The organism is Robiginitalea biformata HTCC2501, assembly GCF_000024125.1.
Lineage (GTDB): Bacteria > Bacteroidota > Bacteroidia > Flavobacteriales > Flavobacteriaceae > Robiginitalea > Robiginitalea biformata.
This window is the reverse complement of the sequence record NC_013222.1, coordinates 3,159,521-3,175,417: the sequence shown is the minus strand read 5'-3', so window position 1 is coordinate 3,175,417 and position 15,897 is coordinate 3,159,521. Positions and strand designations below refer to the sequence as shown.

The following is a 15,897-nucleotide window of genomic DNA, read 5'->3' as shown; positions in this document are numbered from 1 at the left end:
TTTCTGTACTTTTGAGTTTCGGGTTATGGGACGATTTTCAAAACTTCGCAAGAATAAAAAGTACAGTTACAGGCCCCGGTATTACGACGACAAAGGCGAGGGAAACCCCTTTAAAATTCAGCACAAGCTCGACAAATACCGCACCACGGCCCAGGGGCCCGGCGGCCTGAAGACCCGCTGGAACAACGCCATTAGCGATATCAAGCAGCAGGGCGACCGGAACCTGCGCCTGCGTTTCTGGATCATTCTTGCAGTATTGCTCTTGATCGTCCTGTACATTTTCGATTTTGACCTTTCGATATTTTTTCCGAGCGAATGACCGATCGTATTAAATTGTTACCGGAACACGTAGCCAACCAGATTGCGGCTGGCGAGGTGGTCCAGCGTCCGGCATCCGTCGTGAAAGAACTCCTGGAGAACGCCGTGGACGCCGGCGCCTCCAGGGTGCAGCTCATTGTAAAAGACGGCGGCAAGGCACTCGTCCAGGTGGTGGATGACGGGTGCGGCATGAGCCCGGCCGATGCCCTGCTCAGTTTTCGCCGGCACGCGACCTCCAAAATCTCGGAAGCCTCCGACCTGTTCCGGCTGCACACCAAGGGTTTTCGCGGGGAGGCCCTCGCTTCCATTGCGGCCATTGCCCAGGTGGAAATGCAGACCCGGGAGGATGGGGCCGAACTGGCCACCCGGATCCGTATTGCGGGAGATACCGTTCAATCCCGGGAAGAAGCCGTGGCCCCTGTAGGGACTTCCATTAGCGTCAAGAACCTGTTTTTCAATATCCCGGCCCGCCGAAATTTCCTGAAGTCCGATAAGGTGGAGTACCGTCACGTCCTGGAGGAATTCCAGCGGGTGGCACTGGCCCATCCCGGAGTTGCATTTTCCATGGTACACAACGACAGCGAAGTCCACCAGCTCCCCGAAGCGAACCTCCGGCAGCGGATCGTCCACCTGTTTGGTTCCCGGATGAACACGCGCCTGGTCCCGGTCCGGGAGGAAACCCAGCTGGCCGAAATAGACGGGTTTATCTGCAAGCCGGAATTCGCCAAGAAGAGCCGGGGGGAACAGTACTTTTTTGTGAACGACCGGTTTATCCGGAGCGCTTATCTGCACCACGCCATCCTGACGGCCTTTGAGGGACTGCTAAAGCCCGACACCTATCCGGGGTATTTCCTGTACCTCCAGGTGCCCGCCGGGGCCATCGACATCAATATCCACCCTACCAAAACCGAGGTTAAATTCGAGGATGAGCAGAGCCTGTACGCCATCCTTCGGTCTGCGGTGAAGCACAGCCTGGGGCAGTTCAGTATCAGCCCGGTGCTGGATTTTGAGCGGGACCCGAACCTGGAAACGCCCTATGCCTACCAGCAAAGAGACGCGGCTGTGCCGAAAGTGAGCGTAGACCGGACGTTCAATCCGTTTGCAGAGGAACACGCCCTGCGCGATTCCCAACCGGCAGCGCGCCATGCCCAACCGGCCGCCCCACGCGAAAAGCGCCCCGGCTGGGAAGTCCTCTACGACGGGGGCAACCCGGAGGCGGTTTCCGAGGAGACCCGGGAAGGTTGGACGGTGGCTTCCGGGGGAAGCGAGGGAGCGCTGTTCCGGGCGAATGCCGCGGAAATTCCAGAACAGGCCGGGGTCTTCCAGGTGGGCCGCAAATACCTGTTGTCGCACATCAAATCCGGATTGTTGCTGATTGACCAGCGCCGGGCACACCAGCGGGTCATCTACGAGCGCTTCCTGCGGAGCACTACCCAGCGGGAGCCGGCCACCCAGGCCTTGCTGTTTCCCCTGAAACCATCGCTGAACCCTTCCGAGATCCATATCCTCGAAGGCTTGAAGGAGGCCCTCGAGGCCATGGGATTCGGATTTGGGCGTACCGGGGAGGATTTTGTGGAAATTACCGGATTGCCCGTCGGGGTCCCGGAATCCGAGGCGGAGTCCATCCTGGACGGGATCGTTTCGGACTGGCAGCGTCACGAGGACGGGGTGCACTTTTCCCAAAGCGACCGCATTGCAAAGGCGCTGGCACAGTCCCTGGCCGTCCGGCATGGCACGGCCCTGGAACAAGAAGAGCAACTCGGGCTGGTCAACGACCTGTTCGGTTGCAAGGAACCCGGGACGAGCCCGTTTGGCAAGCCCACCTATGTGACCCTCTCCATGGAGGAACTCGAAAAAAAACTCAGCTAAATGGGAAGAATCACCGAAGGCATCAAGCACCTGTTGGTCATCAACATCATCCTCTATGTGGCCGCAATGCTCTATGGGGAGCAATTGTACGACTGGCTGGCCCTGTGGTATCCGGAAAACCCGAATTTTTCGATCTGGCAGATCGTCTCCCACATGTTTATGCACAGCAACCAGACGTTCATGCATATCCTGTTCAATATGTATGCGCTCTGGGCTTTCGGCTCGCCCCTGGAACGGATGTGGGGCACCCGGAAGTTCCTGTTCTTCTACTTTTCCGCCGGTCTGGGGGCCGCCCTGATCCATTCGGGGGTCAATTACTACCACGTGCACCAGGGAGTGGAAGCGCTGGTCAGCGCAGGGGCCAGCGAATCGGAAATCATGAACCTGCTCGCACAGGGCAAATACAATGAAGGATGGGCACAGATGGCTCCCGGAGACGTGGTCAGTCGCATGCTGGAATCTTATTTTACACCTGCCGTGGGGGCTTCGGGGGCCATCTACGGGATCCTGGTGGCCTTTGGCATGTCCTTCCCCAATAGCGAACTCTTCCTGATCTTCCTGCCGATCCCGATCAAGGCGAAATATTTTATCCCGGTATTGATTGCCATAGACCTGTTCTCAGGCCTGACCGGCTATTCCATATTCGGGGCCGGGATCGCCCATTTTGCCCACGTGGGCGGCGCCATTTTCGGCTTCCTGATGATGTGGTACTGGAAGCAGAATCAATTTAACAATAACCGATGGGATCTATAGATGAATAACGGCAACCTCAAATACCAATTTGCCCGGCTGAGCATCGCCGAGAAGCTGATCGTCATAAACCTGGCGGTATTCATTGTCTTTGGCCTCGCCGGGTTCCTCCTGAACCTGCCCGGCCGGAGTCTGGAGCAGTGGTTTGAACTCCCCAAGGACTTTTTTGACTTCCTGGTCCAGCCCTGGTCGCTGGTGACGTATTCGTTTTTGCACGGGGGGCTGTTCCACATCTTTTTCAATATGCTCATGCTGTACTATGTTGGGCGGATATTCCTGAATTTCTACGGGCCGCGAAGGTTTATCAACGTGTATTTCCTCGGGGTGATCCTGGGCGGGGCATTTTTCCTGGCCGCCTACAACATCTTCCCGGTCTTTTACCAGAGCCAGTCGCCCCTGATCGGCGCCTCGGCCGGGGTAATGGCCGTACTGATCTTTGTTTGCACCTACCTGCCGCAGCAGGAGGTCCGGCTGTTTTTTTTCAACCTGAAGCTGTGGTACATCGGGGCATTCTTTGTACTCCTGGACCTGGTGCTGATCCCCACCGGCGATAACCCGGGGGGACGGATCGCCCACCTGGGCGGGGCATTGCTCGGTTACCTGTATGCCCGCCGTTCGGCCCAGGGCGGCGATTTGGGCGCGGGTTTTTCCCGCATGCTCGACTGGTTTGCAGGGCTTTTTGAGAAAAGGGAAAGGAAAGCGCCCTTGAAGACGGTGTACAGGAAGCAGGCAGGCCGCAAGGCGAAAAAAGTGGATTACGACAAGGAGGCGCGCCAGCGGAAAATCGATACGATCCTCGATAAAATCAGTAAATCCGGATACGAGAGCCTGACCCAGGCGGAAAAGGACTTCCTTTTTAAAGCCGGTAAAGAAGACTAAGATGGGCCGGCGGAAACTACTGCGCTGGACGGCGCACGCCCTGATCGGGGTCAACGCCCTGCTCGTTTTGCTGGCTTGTATCTCTTATTTCCACCTGTTCAGTCCGCTGTTGGACCTGTTGAGTATTGCAGCTCGTTATATGGTGATAGCCAATGCCCTGGCCGTGCTGCTGCTGCTTTTCAATCGCCGGAAAGCCGTGTTTCCGGGTCTTGCCTTAATTGCCTCCATTTTGAGCTTCGGGCCGTATTTCCGGATGGCCGGTCCCGGGGAACGCATAGGAACAGAAGGCCTGCGGATTGCCAGTTTCAACTCGGGCAACGTGCTTGCGGAAGCTGATAACCCGGCCGGCCTTCGAACGGCCATGGAAGACATCAATGCGGATATCCTCTGCTTTCAGGAACTCGAAAGATACGGTTCGTTCGATGTCAGTCGCTACCCGTACCGGGCCTTCTCCCCGGAAATCATCGGCAAATCCACCCAGGCCATTTTCTCCGAATACCCCATCGTCCGTTCGGGGTCCATCGACTTCCCGGACACGAGCAACAACGCGATCTTTGCCGATGTGGCCGTGAAAGGGGACACCATCCGGATTTACAACGTCCACCTGGAATCGTACCGGATTCGCAGCGAACGCATATTGTACCGCGAATACGGGGGGTGGTTCCTCAGGCGGTTCCGCGCGGTGGCCGGGCAGCACGTCAGTCAGGCCCGGCTGGTAAAGGCCCATCAGCAGGAGGCCCCGTACCCCACCATTATCTGCGGGGATTTCAACGCCACGCCGTTTTCCCACACCTACCGCATCCTCTCGGCCGGCCTGGAAGACAGTTTCGGGCAGGCGGGCTCCGGCATCGGGGCTACCTACAGCCTTCGCGGCCTTCCCTATCGCATCGACTATATCCTGGCAGATTCCCGGATGGAAGTCCTGCACCACAAAATTTTTGACATCCACCTGTCCGACCACCGGCCCGTAATGGCGACCCTACGCCTCCATGGCGAGTAACAGGCAGTCCGCCCCATCGGCCAGTATATGGATTACCAACCCCAGCGCTACCAGTCGGGTTTTGCGGAAGAACAAAAAAAGCAGGTAGCCGGCAATTGCGGGGTAGGAGTGCAGGGGGTGGAAGCCAATGCTGCACCGGTTCGGGTCAAAGACCGGGCTGGCCAGCAAGTGGTCCAGGTCGATGGCCATCCCGGCCAGCAGGATGGCCAAAGCAAACCATTTCTTGCCGGGGTAGGCGAGGAATGCCACCAGGACGGGGAGCCCCAGGTGAATGCCGTAATGCACGAGTTCCCGGGCCATATCAGGAAATTGGTAGTTGCAACAAGTATTCGCGGGCAGACGGGCCTTCGTTAAACAACAGGTCCAGACAGCTGACATTCCCGATAAATCCGTGACGCTCGCCAAAGACCTGGGGGTATGGCCGCAGCCCGGACCCGGTATCGGATTTGGCATCCACCAGGCGTCGTCGGTCGGTCAGGCCCTCCGGTTCTTCCCGGTAGCTTTCGGTCTGCTCCTGCGGCATCCCGAGGCCCAGAAGGTCGCAAAGCAACGCAGTGGAGGCCAGGTTCAGTTCCAGCAAGGACTCAAAGCGGGTGGTGAACAGGGGCTCCAGGTCCGCTTCGTAGAATTCAAAGAAGGGGGCGGACCGGTACGCGGTTTGCAGGCCACGCCAGTGTTGACGCTGCCAGGGGTAGCTGTTGTCCGGGCAGACTTCCCGGTACAATTGACGCCCGTTTTGCTTCCCTGTATGTCGGATCGGGATGTTGAGCATCTGCCGGCCCCGGTCGGCACAGATGTAACAGCGGTTGCGATACGTTTGTTTTTGGTAATTGTCCCATACTTCCCAGGTCACCGGGCCCCGGGCAAGATGCGCCATGGTGCGGATATTCGGGAAATATACGGGATGCAGCAGGCTGCCCATCGCGCGTCAGGCTTTTTTGCGGTTCTTCCTGCGCCTGCGTACCACAAAGTCGATGACAAAATACGCCGCCAGCGCCAGGAGGAAATACCGGAAATAGGAGCGGGGCTCCCCGGATCCGCCTACCGTGGTAAAAATCCGGTCCCAGCGGGGTTTCCAGTTGGCGATCCCCTGGTTGAAGTTGTCGAAGCTCATCCAGATGAATACGGGTTTCCCCACAATGTGGTTCTCGGGTACGTAACCCCAGGCCCGGCTGTCTTCCGAATGGTCCCGGTTGTCCCCCATCATCCAGTAATAATTCTGGCGGAAGGTATAGGTCGCGGCAGGCTCCCCGTTTACCAGCACCTGGTTACCGGAGACACGTACCGTATTCCCCTCGTAATCCCGGATGATCTTTTTGTACAGCGGCAGGGTCTCAGGGGTCAGGGCTACCTGGTCGCCGGCACCGGGGATGTAGATGGGGCCAAAGTTGTCGTTGTTCCAGGGGTAAAGCGGGCTTTGCGGAAAGATATTCCCCCCGGCTTTCCCGGCCGGTTCCACTATCCGGACCAGGGAATCGACCCCCGAGTAGTCCCGGAGCTTTTCGGCCATCGCATCCGTCAGGGCCACGGTCCGCTCCCTGGCGGGCACTTCGCGAATCTGCGTAATTCCCGCCTGCCGGACCGCATCCAGGGGCAGGCCTTCCGCGGGGGTCAACAGGACGGTTTGCCCGTTTTGGTTGTCAAAGTTGTAGATGTAGGGCCGCAGCGCGTTGAGCTGGGGGCCGCTGAGCCCCTGGGACACATAGGTACGCAGGAATTCGTCGGCGCCCACCTCTTCCAGCCAGCGGCTGGAAACCCCTTTTTGGCCGTAGACCGTGTAGTCGTACATGGGTCGCGCCCGGTCGGATAGGCGGAGGCGCTCCCCCCCGATATATACGTAGCCGTCCACCACCTTCAGGGAATCCCCCGGCACACCCACGCAGCGTTTGACGTAATTCGATTTCTTGTCGATGGGTTTATCGACCCCGCGTTCAGCCCGGAAAAATTGCCGGACCGTGTCTGCCGGCCAGCTGAAAACCACCAGGTCGTTGCGGGAGACTTTTTGAAAACCGGGGAGCCGCATATAGGGGAGTTGGGGCTTTTTCAGGTAGGAACGAACCCCGAGTACGGGCAGCGTATCGTGCACCATGGGGGCTGCCACGGTGGTCATGGGTATCCGGGCCCCATAATGGAACTTGCTCACAAAAAGCAGGTCGCCCACCCGCAAGGTCCGCTCCAGGGACCCGGTGGGGATGACGTACGGCTGGATAAAGTACGTATGGACCAGGGTGGCTGCCACCACGGCGAATACGATGGAACTCACCCATTCCCCGGAAGCGGATTTTGGGTGCAGGTCCCGGTTTGGCCGGTAAGTGACCTCCTGGGTATAGTTGATGTAGCCGATGTAAAAGCCCAGGGTAAGCAAAACAAGCCAGGTATCCGCCAGGCGGGTCTTCCCGAAACTCCGGATGGTTTCCACCCAGATGACCGGGAACATCAAAAGGTTGATAATCGGTATAAACAACAAGAGTACCCACCAGCGGGGCCTGCCGATGATCTGCATCAGCACAATGGCATTATAGACGGGTACTGCGGCTTCCCATGCCTTCCGGCCGGCTTTTTGGTACAATTTCCAGGTTCCGAGGAAATGAATCACCTGGACGAGAAGAATAAACAGGATCCACTGGGTATAATCCATAGGTGTCTTTTGACTTCAAATAACGCCCAATACAGGCGATCTCATATAACGGTTAACGGAGGTTTAACACATCTTTCATCGTGAAAACCCCCTTTTTTCCAATCAGCCATTCCGCTGCCACCAGCGCGCCCAGGGCAAACCCTTCCCGGTTGTGGGCCGTATGCCGGATCTCGATTTGGTCTACGGCAGATGCATAGGTAACCAGGTGGGTGCCCGGCACGGTCCCTTCCCGATGGGAATGTACAGGCAATTCCCCTGCATTCCCGGAACCGCTGCTCCATCCGGTATAGGGGGTCCGCTCCAGAATGCCTTCCGCCAGGGTAATAGCCGTACCGCTCGGGGCGTCCACTTTCTCGGTGTGGTGGGTCTCGTCGATGGAAGCGCTGTAGGCGTCCTGGCCGGACATCAGGTCTGCCAGATACTCATTCAGGCTGAAAAACAGGTTCACCCCCAGGCTGAAATTCGAAGCGTAGATAAAGGCGCCCCCGGTCTCCTCGCATTGCCGGCAGATGGCGTCGTACCGGTGGAGCCAACCGGTGGTGCCGGATACCACCGGGACCCCGGCTTCCAGGCAGCGCGCAATATTGTCGAAGGCGGCCTCCGGGCTGCTGAAGTCGATGGCGACATCCAGCTGGTCAAAAGGGGCAGGGTCGCCGGGCGCGTCGATGCGCGCGCGGATTTCATGGCCCCGTCCGGGAGCCAGCCCTTCGATCATTTTTCCCATTTTGCCGTATCCGAACAATCCTATTTTCATGGGCTTAAAATTTGATGTTAACCGCCAGGCCGTAATGCGGGCTGCCGTCGATGGGGTTGTTTTCCAGGTAGGGCTGTACTTCCATGCTGAGGTCTTCGTCCACATTGTATTGCTTCAGGTGGGCATCCACGTTGGCGTCGATGATGTTCAGCGCGTACAGTCCGATGGTGATCAGCAGGGCCAGGTCCCGGTCTCGCTGATAGCGTTCCTGGGCGTCCTGCAGGGCCTCGTCGGACAGGTCCGGGGTTGCAGGGGTGATGTCGTCGTTTGGGTTGAGGTCGTAAAATTCATCGTCCGTAAAGCCGGCCAGGCGCCGCTTGAAAGCGGTCCGGAAACGGTCGTAGAGATCGTCGTTATAGATGTAGACGTAGGTACCCGTCCCGATGGCCGCCCAGACGATGGGGGCTTTCCAGTACCTGCGGTTGTAGATCTGGCCCAACCCGGGGAGTACGGCCGAATAAAATGCGGCCTTGGAGGGGGCCAGCGGGTTGATTTCCCGCTTTTCCACCTGCTCGAAGCGCACACCGCCTTCGGCCATCTGGCGCTGTACGGCTTGTTCATCCTGCCGCTGCAGCGAATCGTTGGCCCGTTGTGCCTCAGGAGAGGCCTGCAGGGCTGTGGAATCCGTTTCCTGGGCGCTGGCGCCAAAGGACCCCCAGGCCAGGAGCAGGCCGATCAGGAGGTTTCTAGTCACCGGTAATGCGTTTTTTCAGCCTTCTGAATTCTTCTTTGCTGTGGAAGGGGATGGTGATTTTGCCCTTGCCTTTCCCGGAGGCCTGTACGCTTACCGGGGCATCCAGGTAGGATTTCAGGACGGACAAACCGTCGGATGCAAATTCGGGCAATTCTTTCCTTGCGGCCGTTTTGGATGCCGGCTTGTTGCCCAGGGAGCGCACCAGCGCTTCCGTCTGCCGGACGGAAAGGTTGTCTGCCAGGATTTTTTCGTAGATGCGAAGTTGTTCCCCCCGGTCGTCCACATTTACCAGGCAGCGGCCGTGCCCCATGCTGATAAACCCGTCCCGCATCCCGGTCTGGACGATGGGGTCGAGTTTCAGCAGACGCAGGTAATTGGTTACCGTACTGCGCTTTTTCCCCACCCGGTCGCTGAGTTTTTCCTGGGTGAGCCCGATCTCGTCGATCAGCCGTTGGTAGGAAAGTGCAATTTCCACCGGGTCCAGGTCTTGTCGCTGGATGTTCTCCACCAGCGCCATTTCCAGGGTTTCCTGGTCGTTGGCGATGCGGATATAGGCTGGGATACTCTCCAGCCCGATACGTTGGGAGGCCCGGTAGCGCCGCTCCCCGGAAACGAGTTGGTATTTGTCGAACCCGAGCTTGCGCACCGTGATGGGCTGTATAACCCCGAGTTCCTTAATGGAAGAGGCCAGCTCGTCCAGGGCCTCGTCGTTGAAATTGGAACGGGGTTGGAAAGGGTTCACCTCGATACTGCGGATGTCGAGTTCCACGATGCTGCCCACCACCTTGTCGGCGTGCTTGTCCGATACCGACTGGATGTCGTTTTCCGGATCTTTCAGCAGGGCGGAAAGGCCGCGGCCGAGTGCCTGTTTTTTGGTCGCTTTTGCCATTAGACGGTTTGCCTGTTTTTCTGCAGCAATTCGTGGGCCATATTCAGGTAGTTGGCAGCCCCTTTGCTGCTCGCGTCGTATTTGATGATGCTCTCCCCGTAACTCGGCGCCTCGCCCAGGCGGACATTCCGCTGGATGATCGTGTCGAAGACCATGTCGCCAAAGTGTTTTTTGACCTCTTCCACCACCTGGTTCGACAGGCGGAGGCGGGCGTCGTACATGGTGAGCAGCATGCCTTCGATGTCCAGGTCCGGGTTGTGGATGCGCTGGACGCTCTTAATCGTATTGAGGAGCTTGCCGAGGCCTTCGAGCGCAAAGTATTCGCACTGGATCGGGATGATCACCGAGTCGGCAGCTGTGAGGGCATTCAGGGTCAGCAGCCCCAGGGACGGTGCGCAATCGATCAGCACGTAATCGTACTGGTGACGTACCTCTTCCAGCGCGACCTTCAGCATGGACTCCCGGCGGTCCTGGTCTACGAGCTCTATCTCGATGGCGACCAGGTCGATATGTGCGGGTATCAGGTCGACGTTCGGGGAATTCGTCGGGATGATGCACTCCGAGGCGGCCCGGGTGTGCTCCAGTAACTGGTAACTCCCCAGGGAAATGTTGTCCGCGTCGATGCCGAGGCCCGAGGTGGCATTTGCCTGTGGATCCGCATCGATGAGCAACACCTTCTTTTCCAGCACGCCCAACGCGGCGGCCAGGTTTACCGTAGTGGTCGTTTTTCCGACGCCGCCCTTCTGATTCGCTATAGCAATAGTCTTGCCCATCTGCAACTTGAGTTAGGGGTTAAAAATACGATTATTTGGGTACCGGGAAAACGGAAATTGTTAACATGGCGTGGATAACTTTCCGGTTACCGGGGCATTGCGGAGGTGCAGTTGGTCGGGAACCACCCGGCAGGTCCTGCCGCCGGGGTCCTATTCCCCCCTGTTCAGCAATCCGAGAATTTCTATCGCCGCTTCGCTCACACGGGTACCGGGGCCGTAAATCCCTGCTGCCCCGGCCTGTTTAAGGAATTCGTAATCCTGTTTGGGGATGACGCCTCCGACAATCACCAGGATGTCTTCCCGGCCCATTTCAGCCAGGGCCTTGATGACTGCCGGCACGAGGGTCTTATGCCCGGCGGCCAGGGAGGATACCCCCAGGATGTGTACATCGTTTTCCACGGCCTGCCTGGCGGCCTCCTCCGGGGTCTGGAACAGCGGGCCGATGTCCACGTCGAACCCAATATCCGCGTAGGCTGTCGCAACGATTCGGGCCCCGCGGTCGTGGCCGTCCTGGCCCATTTTTGCAATCATAATGCGCGGCCTGCGACCTTCGCTGGCGGCGAACGCATCGGTCATCTTCCGCGCCTTTTCAAAGGCCGGGTCCTGCTGGATTTCTTCTGAATACACCCCGGATATGGATTGAACGCTGGCGCGATGGCGGCCATAAGCTTCCTCCAGCGCCTTGCTGATTTCTCCCAGGCTGGCCCGCGCGCGGGCTGCCGAGACGGCTAAAGCTAATAAATTATCGGCTGCTCCCCGGGATTCCCCGGCCTGTTTCCTGCGGGCGGCGGCGGTGAGTTCCTGCAGCGCCCGTTCTGCGGCCGCCCCGTCACGCCCTGCACGTACTGCCTCCAGCCGCTCAATCTGTTGCCGGCGTACCCGGGTATTGTCTACTTCGAGGATCTGAAGCATGTCGTCTTCCGGGCTCGGATACCGGTTGAGCCCGACAATGATATCCCGCCCCGAATCGATCCGCGCCTGTTTTCTGGCTGCTGCCTCCTCGATGCGCATCTTGGGGATACCCGCTTCGATGGCACCCGTCATGCCCCCGTGCTCCTCCACTTCCTGAATGAGCTCCCAGGCCTTCCCGACCAGTTCCGCGGTCAGGCGTTCCACATAGTGGCTGCCCCCCCAGGGGTCTACCGTCCGGGTTACGCCGGCTTCCCGTTGCAGGACCAGTTGGGTGTTCCGGGCGATCCGGGCCGAAAAGTCCGTGGGCAGTGCAATGGCCTCATCCAGGGCATTGGTATGGAGGCTCTGGGTTCCCCCGAATACCGCGGCGGCGGCCTCTACCATGGTCCGGGCCACGTTGTTGAACGGGTCCTGTTCGGTCAGGCTCCAACCGCTTGTCTGGCAGTGCGTCCGCAAGGCCATCGACTTGGGGTTTTCCGGGCCGAAAGGCTGGACGAGCCGCGCCCAGAGCATGCGGCCGGCCCGCATTTTGGCAATTTCCATAAAATGGTTCATCCCGATCCCCCAGAAGAAGGACAGGCGGGGGGCAAATTCGTCTACCCCCAAACCGGCCTCGAGGCCGGTGCGGATGTATTCCAACCCGTCGGCCAGCGTGTAGGCCAGCTCCATATGTGCCGGGGCGCCGGCCTCGTGCATGTGGTAGCCCGAAATACTGATGCTGTTGAATTTGGGCATCTCCCGGCTCGTATACTCGAAAATATCCGCCACCAGCTGCATGGAAGGTGCCGGGGGATAGATATAGGTGTTCCGGACCATGAATTCCTTGAGGATATCGTTCTGGATGGTCCCGGAAAGGGCGGCGGGGGAGACGCCCTGTTCCTCGGCAGCGACGATATAGAATGCCATTACCGGGATAACGGCCCCGTTCATTGTCATGGAAACCGACATGCGGTCCAGGGGGATGCCGTCGAAGAGCCGTTTCATATCCTCAACGGTGTCGATAGCGACGCCTGCTTTGCCCACATCCCCGGGCACCCGCTCGTGGTCGCTGTCGTAACCGCGGTGCGTGGGGAGGTCAAAAGCTACAGAAAGCCCTTTTTGCCCGGCTTCCAGGTTTCGCTTGTAGAATGCGTTGCTCTCTTCGGCCGTGGAAAAACCGGCATACTGCCGGATGGTCCAGGGCCGTTGCACGTACATGCTGCTGTAGGGACCCCGCAGGTAGGGGGGGACGCCGGCCCCGAAGCCCGGGTGCCTGAGGTCACCGGAATCTTCCCGGCTGTACCGGGGTTTCAGGCGGATGCCTTCCACGGTGCGGTACCCTGCCTGCCGGTCGTTCCCGGTTTCGCGTTCCGGGTCTGCCCCCGTTTCCCGGCTGGTCGGAGTCGCCGGGTGGCCCGCCCCCGGTTTCTGCCCGGTTGAAGTCGATGGTTTGCCCGGCCATTCCAGTTCCTGAACCTTATTTCGCTTCATCCCTGAGTCTTTTGAGTTCCTGACGGGCCGACAGCCTTCGCAGGGGCAGCGGCTCAATGAGCGTCTTCACCGGCCGCCCGGGTTGTAATTCCTTCTGGATTTCCCCGGCCATCCGGTCGTCCGGGTTCGGGAACACATTGCTGCCCACCAGCTGGAGCTCCCCGGAGTCAAATGCAGCCTGTTCCCGCCGGTCTGCCTCCCGGATTTTCGTCTGGATCTTGTGCGATTTCAGCTGGGCCAGCAGGCCGCCCCCTTTTTCCAGGGATTTGAGTAATGCCAGGGCTTTGCGCCCGAGCTGATCGGTAAGGCTTTCCAGGTAATAAGCCCCGTCGGCCGGGTTGGCCACCCGTGCCATGTGGGCTTCGTCCCGCAATACGAGCAATTGGTTTCGCCCAATCCGGTCGGCAAAATCGTTTGGTTTGTGGTAGAGTCCGTCGTAGGGCTGGTTGCAGATCAGGTCGGCCCCGCCAACGGCCGCAGCCATGCACTCCAGGCTGCTGCGCAGCAGGTTCGTATTGTAATCGTAGAGTGTTTTATTCCGCAGCCCGGGCATGGCCAGCACACGGCATTCTCCGGACTGTCCGTAAGCGTTGGCAACCAGGTGCCAGAGACGCCTCAGGGCCCGGATCTTGGCAATTTCCATAAAGTAATCGCTGCCGACGGCAATGCGGAACACGGGTCGCTCCAGGGCGGGTAGCAGGCCCGGGTGCTGGTCAGTGGCCAGTAAATATTCCTGCATGTGGCATACGGCATAGGCCAGTTGCTGTACGGCATGCGCGCCGGCCTGTTGGTACAGGTCGGCGCGCACAGTTAGGGAAACGCGCTCAGGAAACGTGCGGCACAGGGCCTCCAGGCGTTTCATATCTTCGGCCCGGCCCGCTGCCCAGTTCCCGGTAGCCGCCAGGTTCCCGATGGGGTCTGGAAGGATCGGCGATGCCGAGGCGAAGTCTCCCGGCAGGACTTCCCCGGGTTCCAGGCGGACATCCGGCCATTCCAGCCAAACGGATCCCGGCTCCGCCCCGGTAGCTTCCAGCCAGCCGGAGGCCTCCCGGATGGGGGCGACCAGGCGCGTGACGCCTCCCCCCAGGGCTTTCCGACCGCGTGTGGCGGGTTCGCCGCCCTCGGCCGCATCCAGGTACATACCCGGTTCCCAACCACCCGGCAGGGCGGGGGCAGGGACACCTGTATCCGGTACGTCCTCCGCCGTGTAAAACGGCTTGATCCGGATGCCTTCCGGGGTGTCGGAAGTCATTTTCTCGTTGTAATCCGCGCCCTTCAGGTCTGCCTGAATCCGGAGTTTCCACTCGGCGGCAGATACGGGTGCAAAATCCCGGAAGAGGTCGTTAGTGGTCATCGTTCTTTTCGTTGAGGCTGTCGAATTCGATGAGGAAGATTTCCTCGTTTTTCTTTTTGAGCAGGTACTGTTCCCGGGCAAATTTTTCCAGTTCCTTCGGGTCCGAGAGTTTTTCGATGATTTCCCGGTCGCTGGCAATCTGTTCCTTAAGGAACTCCTGCTGTTTTTCCAGTTTGCGGATTTCCCGTCGGAGTTCCAGGTGGATCAACAGGGAATTCTGGTCAAAAAACACCATCCAGATTACAAAGACGGTCAGCACGAGCACATAGATATTGCCGGCCAACCGGAACCAGGGTTTTTGTCGCAATTCCTTCCAGTTCATGGCAAGGCGATTTTTTCGGCGATGATCGTCCGGACGATATCGATGGCAACCGTATTGTATTTGTTGTTCGGGATGATGATGTCGGCGAATTCCTTGGTGGGTTCTATAAACTGGTCGTGCATGGGCTTAAGCGTGTCCTGGTACCGGCGGATCACCTCGTCCAGGTCCCGCCCCCGTTCGGTGATGTCCCTGCGGAGGCGGCGGATGAGCCGTTCGTCCGAATCCGCGTGTACAAAAATTTTGATATCGAAAAGGTCGCGGATTTCCGGGTGGGTGAATATCAGGATGCCCTCGATGATCATCACCTTGCGGGGCTCGGTGCGAATGGTTTCGTCCGTGCGGTTGTGCTCTTTAAAGGAGTACACGGGCTGTTCGATGGGCCGGCCATCCCGGAGGGCTTCCAGGTGGCTGCGCATCAGCTCGAAATCAATGGCCCTGGGGTGGTCGAAGTTGATCTTGCAGCGCTCCTCGTAACTCAGTTCCGACAGGTCCCGGTAGTAGGAATCCTGGGAAATGACACCGACCTCGGAATCGGACAACTGGCCGGTAATCTGATTGACCACGGTCGTTTTGCCGCACCCGGTACCCCCCGCAATTCCGATCGTCAGCATGGTGCTTGGTTTTGCACAAAATTAGGAATTTACACGGTTTTCGACCCATGAACCCGGCAGGATCTGGCGCAGGTACCCCGAAGGCCTGCAACAGCGGGGAAAATTCCCAATGCGGCCTGCTGATTTGCCAATGAAAGCTTATTTTTAGCGGGAACCATTTATTGAACTGCTATGACAAATGCCTTTCGCGCCACCGTCGACGGGTCCCGTTCCTTTGAACTGGACGCCGAAGAAGCGCGCCGCCTGGATTTGGTCCCGGCCGGCAGTGGGGAGTGGCACCTGCTCGAGGACCACCATTCCAGCCGCATCCGGATCCTGGCATCCCGACCGGGTGAGAAGTACTACCGCATCGGCGTCAACAACCGCATTTTTGATGTCCGACTGGCAGACGACCTGGACTTGCAGATAGACCGGATGGGTTTTGAACTGCAATCCGCCCAGCGGGTCTCGCGGATCGAAGCACCGATGCCCGGGCTGATCCTCTCGGTACAGGTGTCCGAGGGGGACCGGGTGTCCGAGGGGGACCCCCTGCTCGTCCTGGAGGCGATGAAGATGGAGAATGCCATCCTGGCCCCGGCAGACGGGGTTATCGGCCATGTGGCCGTGCGGGAAGGGGACGCGGTGGAAAAGAAGGCTGTACTTGTCGAATTTGAATAATTGCACC

The 15,897-nt window shown here is 58.9% G+C and carries 17 protein-coding genes; 6 read left to right on the top strand and 11 right to left on the bottom strand.

All coding sequences use genetic code 11. The features are described 5' to 3' along the window. Positions 1-25: 25 nt before the first annotated feature. The 5 genes from RB2501_RS14075 to RB2501_RS15895 are packed head-to-tail and all read left to right on the top strand — an operon-like array spanning position 26 to position 4,816. Positions 26-319, top strand: coding sequence for a hypothetical protein (locus RB2501_RS14075; RefSeq protein WP_041327893.1), 294 nt, complete (start codon positions 26-28; stop codon positions 317-319). Beyond that, a complete protein-coding gene (gene mutL / locus RB2501_RS14070) occupies positions 316-2,187 on the top strand; it encodes a DNA mismatch repair endonuclease MutL (protein WP_015755528.1) in 1,872 nt (623 codons plus the stop codon). Before RB2501_RS14075 ends, mutL begins: the two co-directional genes overlap by 4 nt. Beyond that, on the top strand, positions 2,188-2,940 hold the full coding sequence (locus RB2501_RS14065; protein ID WP_015755527.1) for a rhomboid family intramembrane serine protease: 753 nt from the start codon (positions 2,188-2,190) through the stop codon (positions 2,938-2,940). It abuts the gene before it with no gap. Further along, a complete protein-coding gene (locus RB2501_RS14060) occupies positions 2,941-3,816 on the top strand; it encodes a rhomboid family protein (protein WP_015755526.1) in 876 nt (291 codons plus the stop codon). Between the two features lies 1 nt (position 3,817). Then, positions 3,818-4,816, top strand: a complete 999-nt coding sequence (locus RB2501_RS15895; RefSeq protein ID WP_015755525.1) for an endonuclease/exonuclease/phosphatase family protein — start codon at positions 3,818-3,820, stop codon at positions 4,814-4,816. Here RB2501_RS15895 and RB2501_RS14050 read toward each other — a convergent pair. The 11 genes from RB2501_RS14050 to udk form a co-directional block, all read right to left on the bottom strand. Then, on the bottom strand, positions 4,796-5,116 hold the full coding sequence (locus RB2501_RS14050; RefSeq protein WP_015755524.1) for a DUF6122 family protein: 321 nt from the start codon (positions 5,114-5,116) through the stop codon (positions 4,796-4,798). The two genes, RB2501_RS15895 and RB2501_RS14050, sit on opposite strands and share 21 nt — an antisense overlap. 1 nt (position 5,117) lies before the next feature. Next, positions 5,118-5,738, bottom strand: a complete 621-nt coding sequence (locus RB2501_RS14045) for a WbqC family protein (RefSeq protein ID WP_015755523.1) — start codon at positions 5,736-5,738, stop codon at positions 5,118-5,120. Between the two features lie 6 nt (positions 5,739-5,744). Beyond that, on the bottom strand, positions 5,745-7,454 hold the full coding sequence (gene lepB, locus RB2501_RS14040; RefSeq protein WP_015755522.1) for a signal peptidase I: 1,710 nt from the start codon (positions 7,452-7,454) through the stop codon (positions 5,745-5,747). Positions 7,455-7,506: 52 nt separating this feature from the next. After that, positions 7,507-8,208: a 4-hydroxy-tetrahydrodipicolinate reductase gene (gene dapB / locus RB2501_RS14035; protein ID WP_015755521.1), complete on the bottom strand. Its 702-nt coding sequence runs from the start codon at positions 8,206-8,208 to the stop codon at positions 7,507-7,509. 4 nt (positions 8,209-8,212) lie between these two features. Next, positions 8,213-8,902, bottom strand: a complete 690-nt coding sequence (locus RB2501_RS14030; RefSeq protein ID WP_015755520.1) for a DUF5683 domain-containing protein — start codon at positions 8,900-8,902, stop codon at positions 8,213-8,215. Continuing rightward, complete coding sequence (locus tag RB2501_RS14025) at positions 8,895-9,791, bottom strand: ParB/RepB/Spo0J family partition protein (RefSeq protein ID WP_015755519.1); 897 nt, start codon at positions 9,789-9,791, stop codon at positions 8,895-8,897. The genes RB2501_RS14030 and RB2501_RS14025 overlap by 8 nt, the downstream gene beginning before the upstream one ends. Then, positions 9,791-10,564 carry a ParA family protein gene (locus RB2501_RS14020; RefSeq protein WP_015755518.1) on the bottom strand — a complete coding sequence of 258 codons (774 nt, stop codon included), beginning with the start codon at positions 10,562-10,564 and terminating at the stop codon, positions 9,791-9,793. The genes RB2501_RS14025 and RB2501_RS14020 overlap by 1 nt, the downstream gene beginning before the upstream one ends. A gap of 150 nt (positions 10,565-10,714) precedes the next feature. Next, positions 10,715-12,946 carry a methylmalonyl-CoA mutase gene (gene scpA / locus RB2501_RS14015; RefSeq protein WP_015755517.1) on the bottom strand — a complete coding sequence of 744 codons (2,232 nt, stop codon included), beginning with the start codon at positions 12,944-12,946 and terminating at the stop codon, positions 10,715-10,717. Next, positions 12,933-14,300, bottom strand: a complete 1,368-nt coding sequence (locus tag RB2501_RS14010) for a methylmalonyl-CoA mutase family protein (protein ID WP_015755516.1) — start codon at positions 14,298-14,300, stop codon at positions 12,933-12,935. Before RB2501_RS14010 ends, scpA begins: the two co-directional genes overlap by 14 nt. Further along, positions 14,290-14,622 carry an FtsB family cell division protein gene (locus RB2501_RS14005; RefSeq protein WP_015755515.1) on the bottom strand — a complete coding sequence of 111 codons (333 nt, stop codon included), beginning with the start codon at positions 14,620-14,622 and terminating at the stop codon, positions 14,290-14,292. Before RB2501_RS14005 ends, RB2501_RS14010 begins: the two co-directional genes overlap by 11 nt. After that, entirely contained in the window at positions 14,619-15,233 is a 615-nt protein-coding gene (udk, locus tag RB2501_RS14000; protein WP_015755514.1) for a uridine kinase, read from the bottom strand. Before udk ends, RB2501_RS14005 begins: the two co-directional genes overlap by 4 nt. A 171-nt stretch (positions 15,234-15,404) precedes the next feature. Between udk and RB2501_RS13995 the strand changes: the two genes are divergently transcribed. Beyond that, positions 15,405-15,890, top strand: coding sequence for an acetyl-CoA carboxylase biotin carboxyl carrier protein subunit (locus RB2501_RS13995; RefSeq protein ID WP_015755513.1), 486 nt, complete (start codon positions 15,405-15,407; stop codon positions 15,888-15,890). Positions 15,891-15,897: the final 7 nt, after the last annotated feature.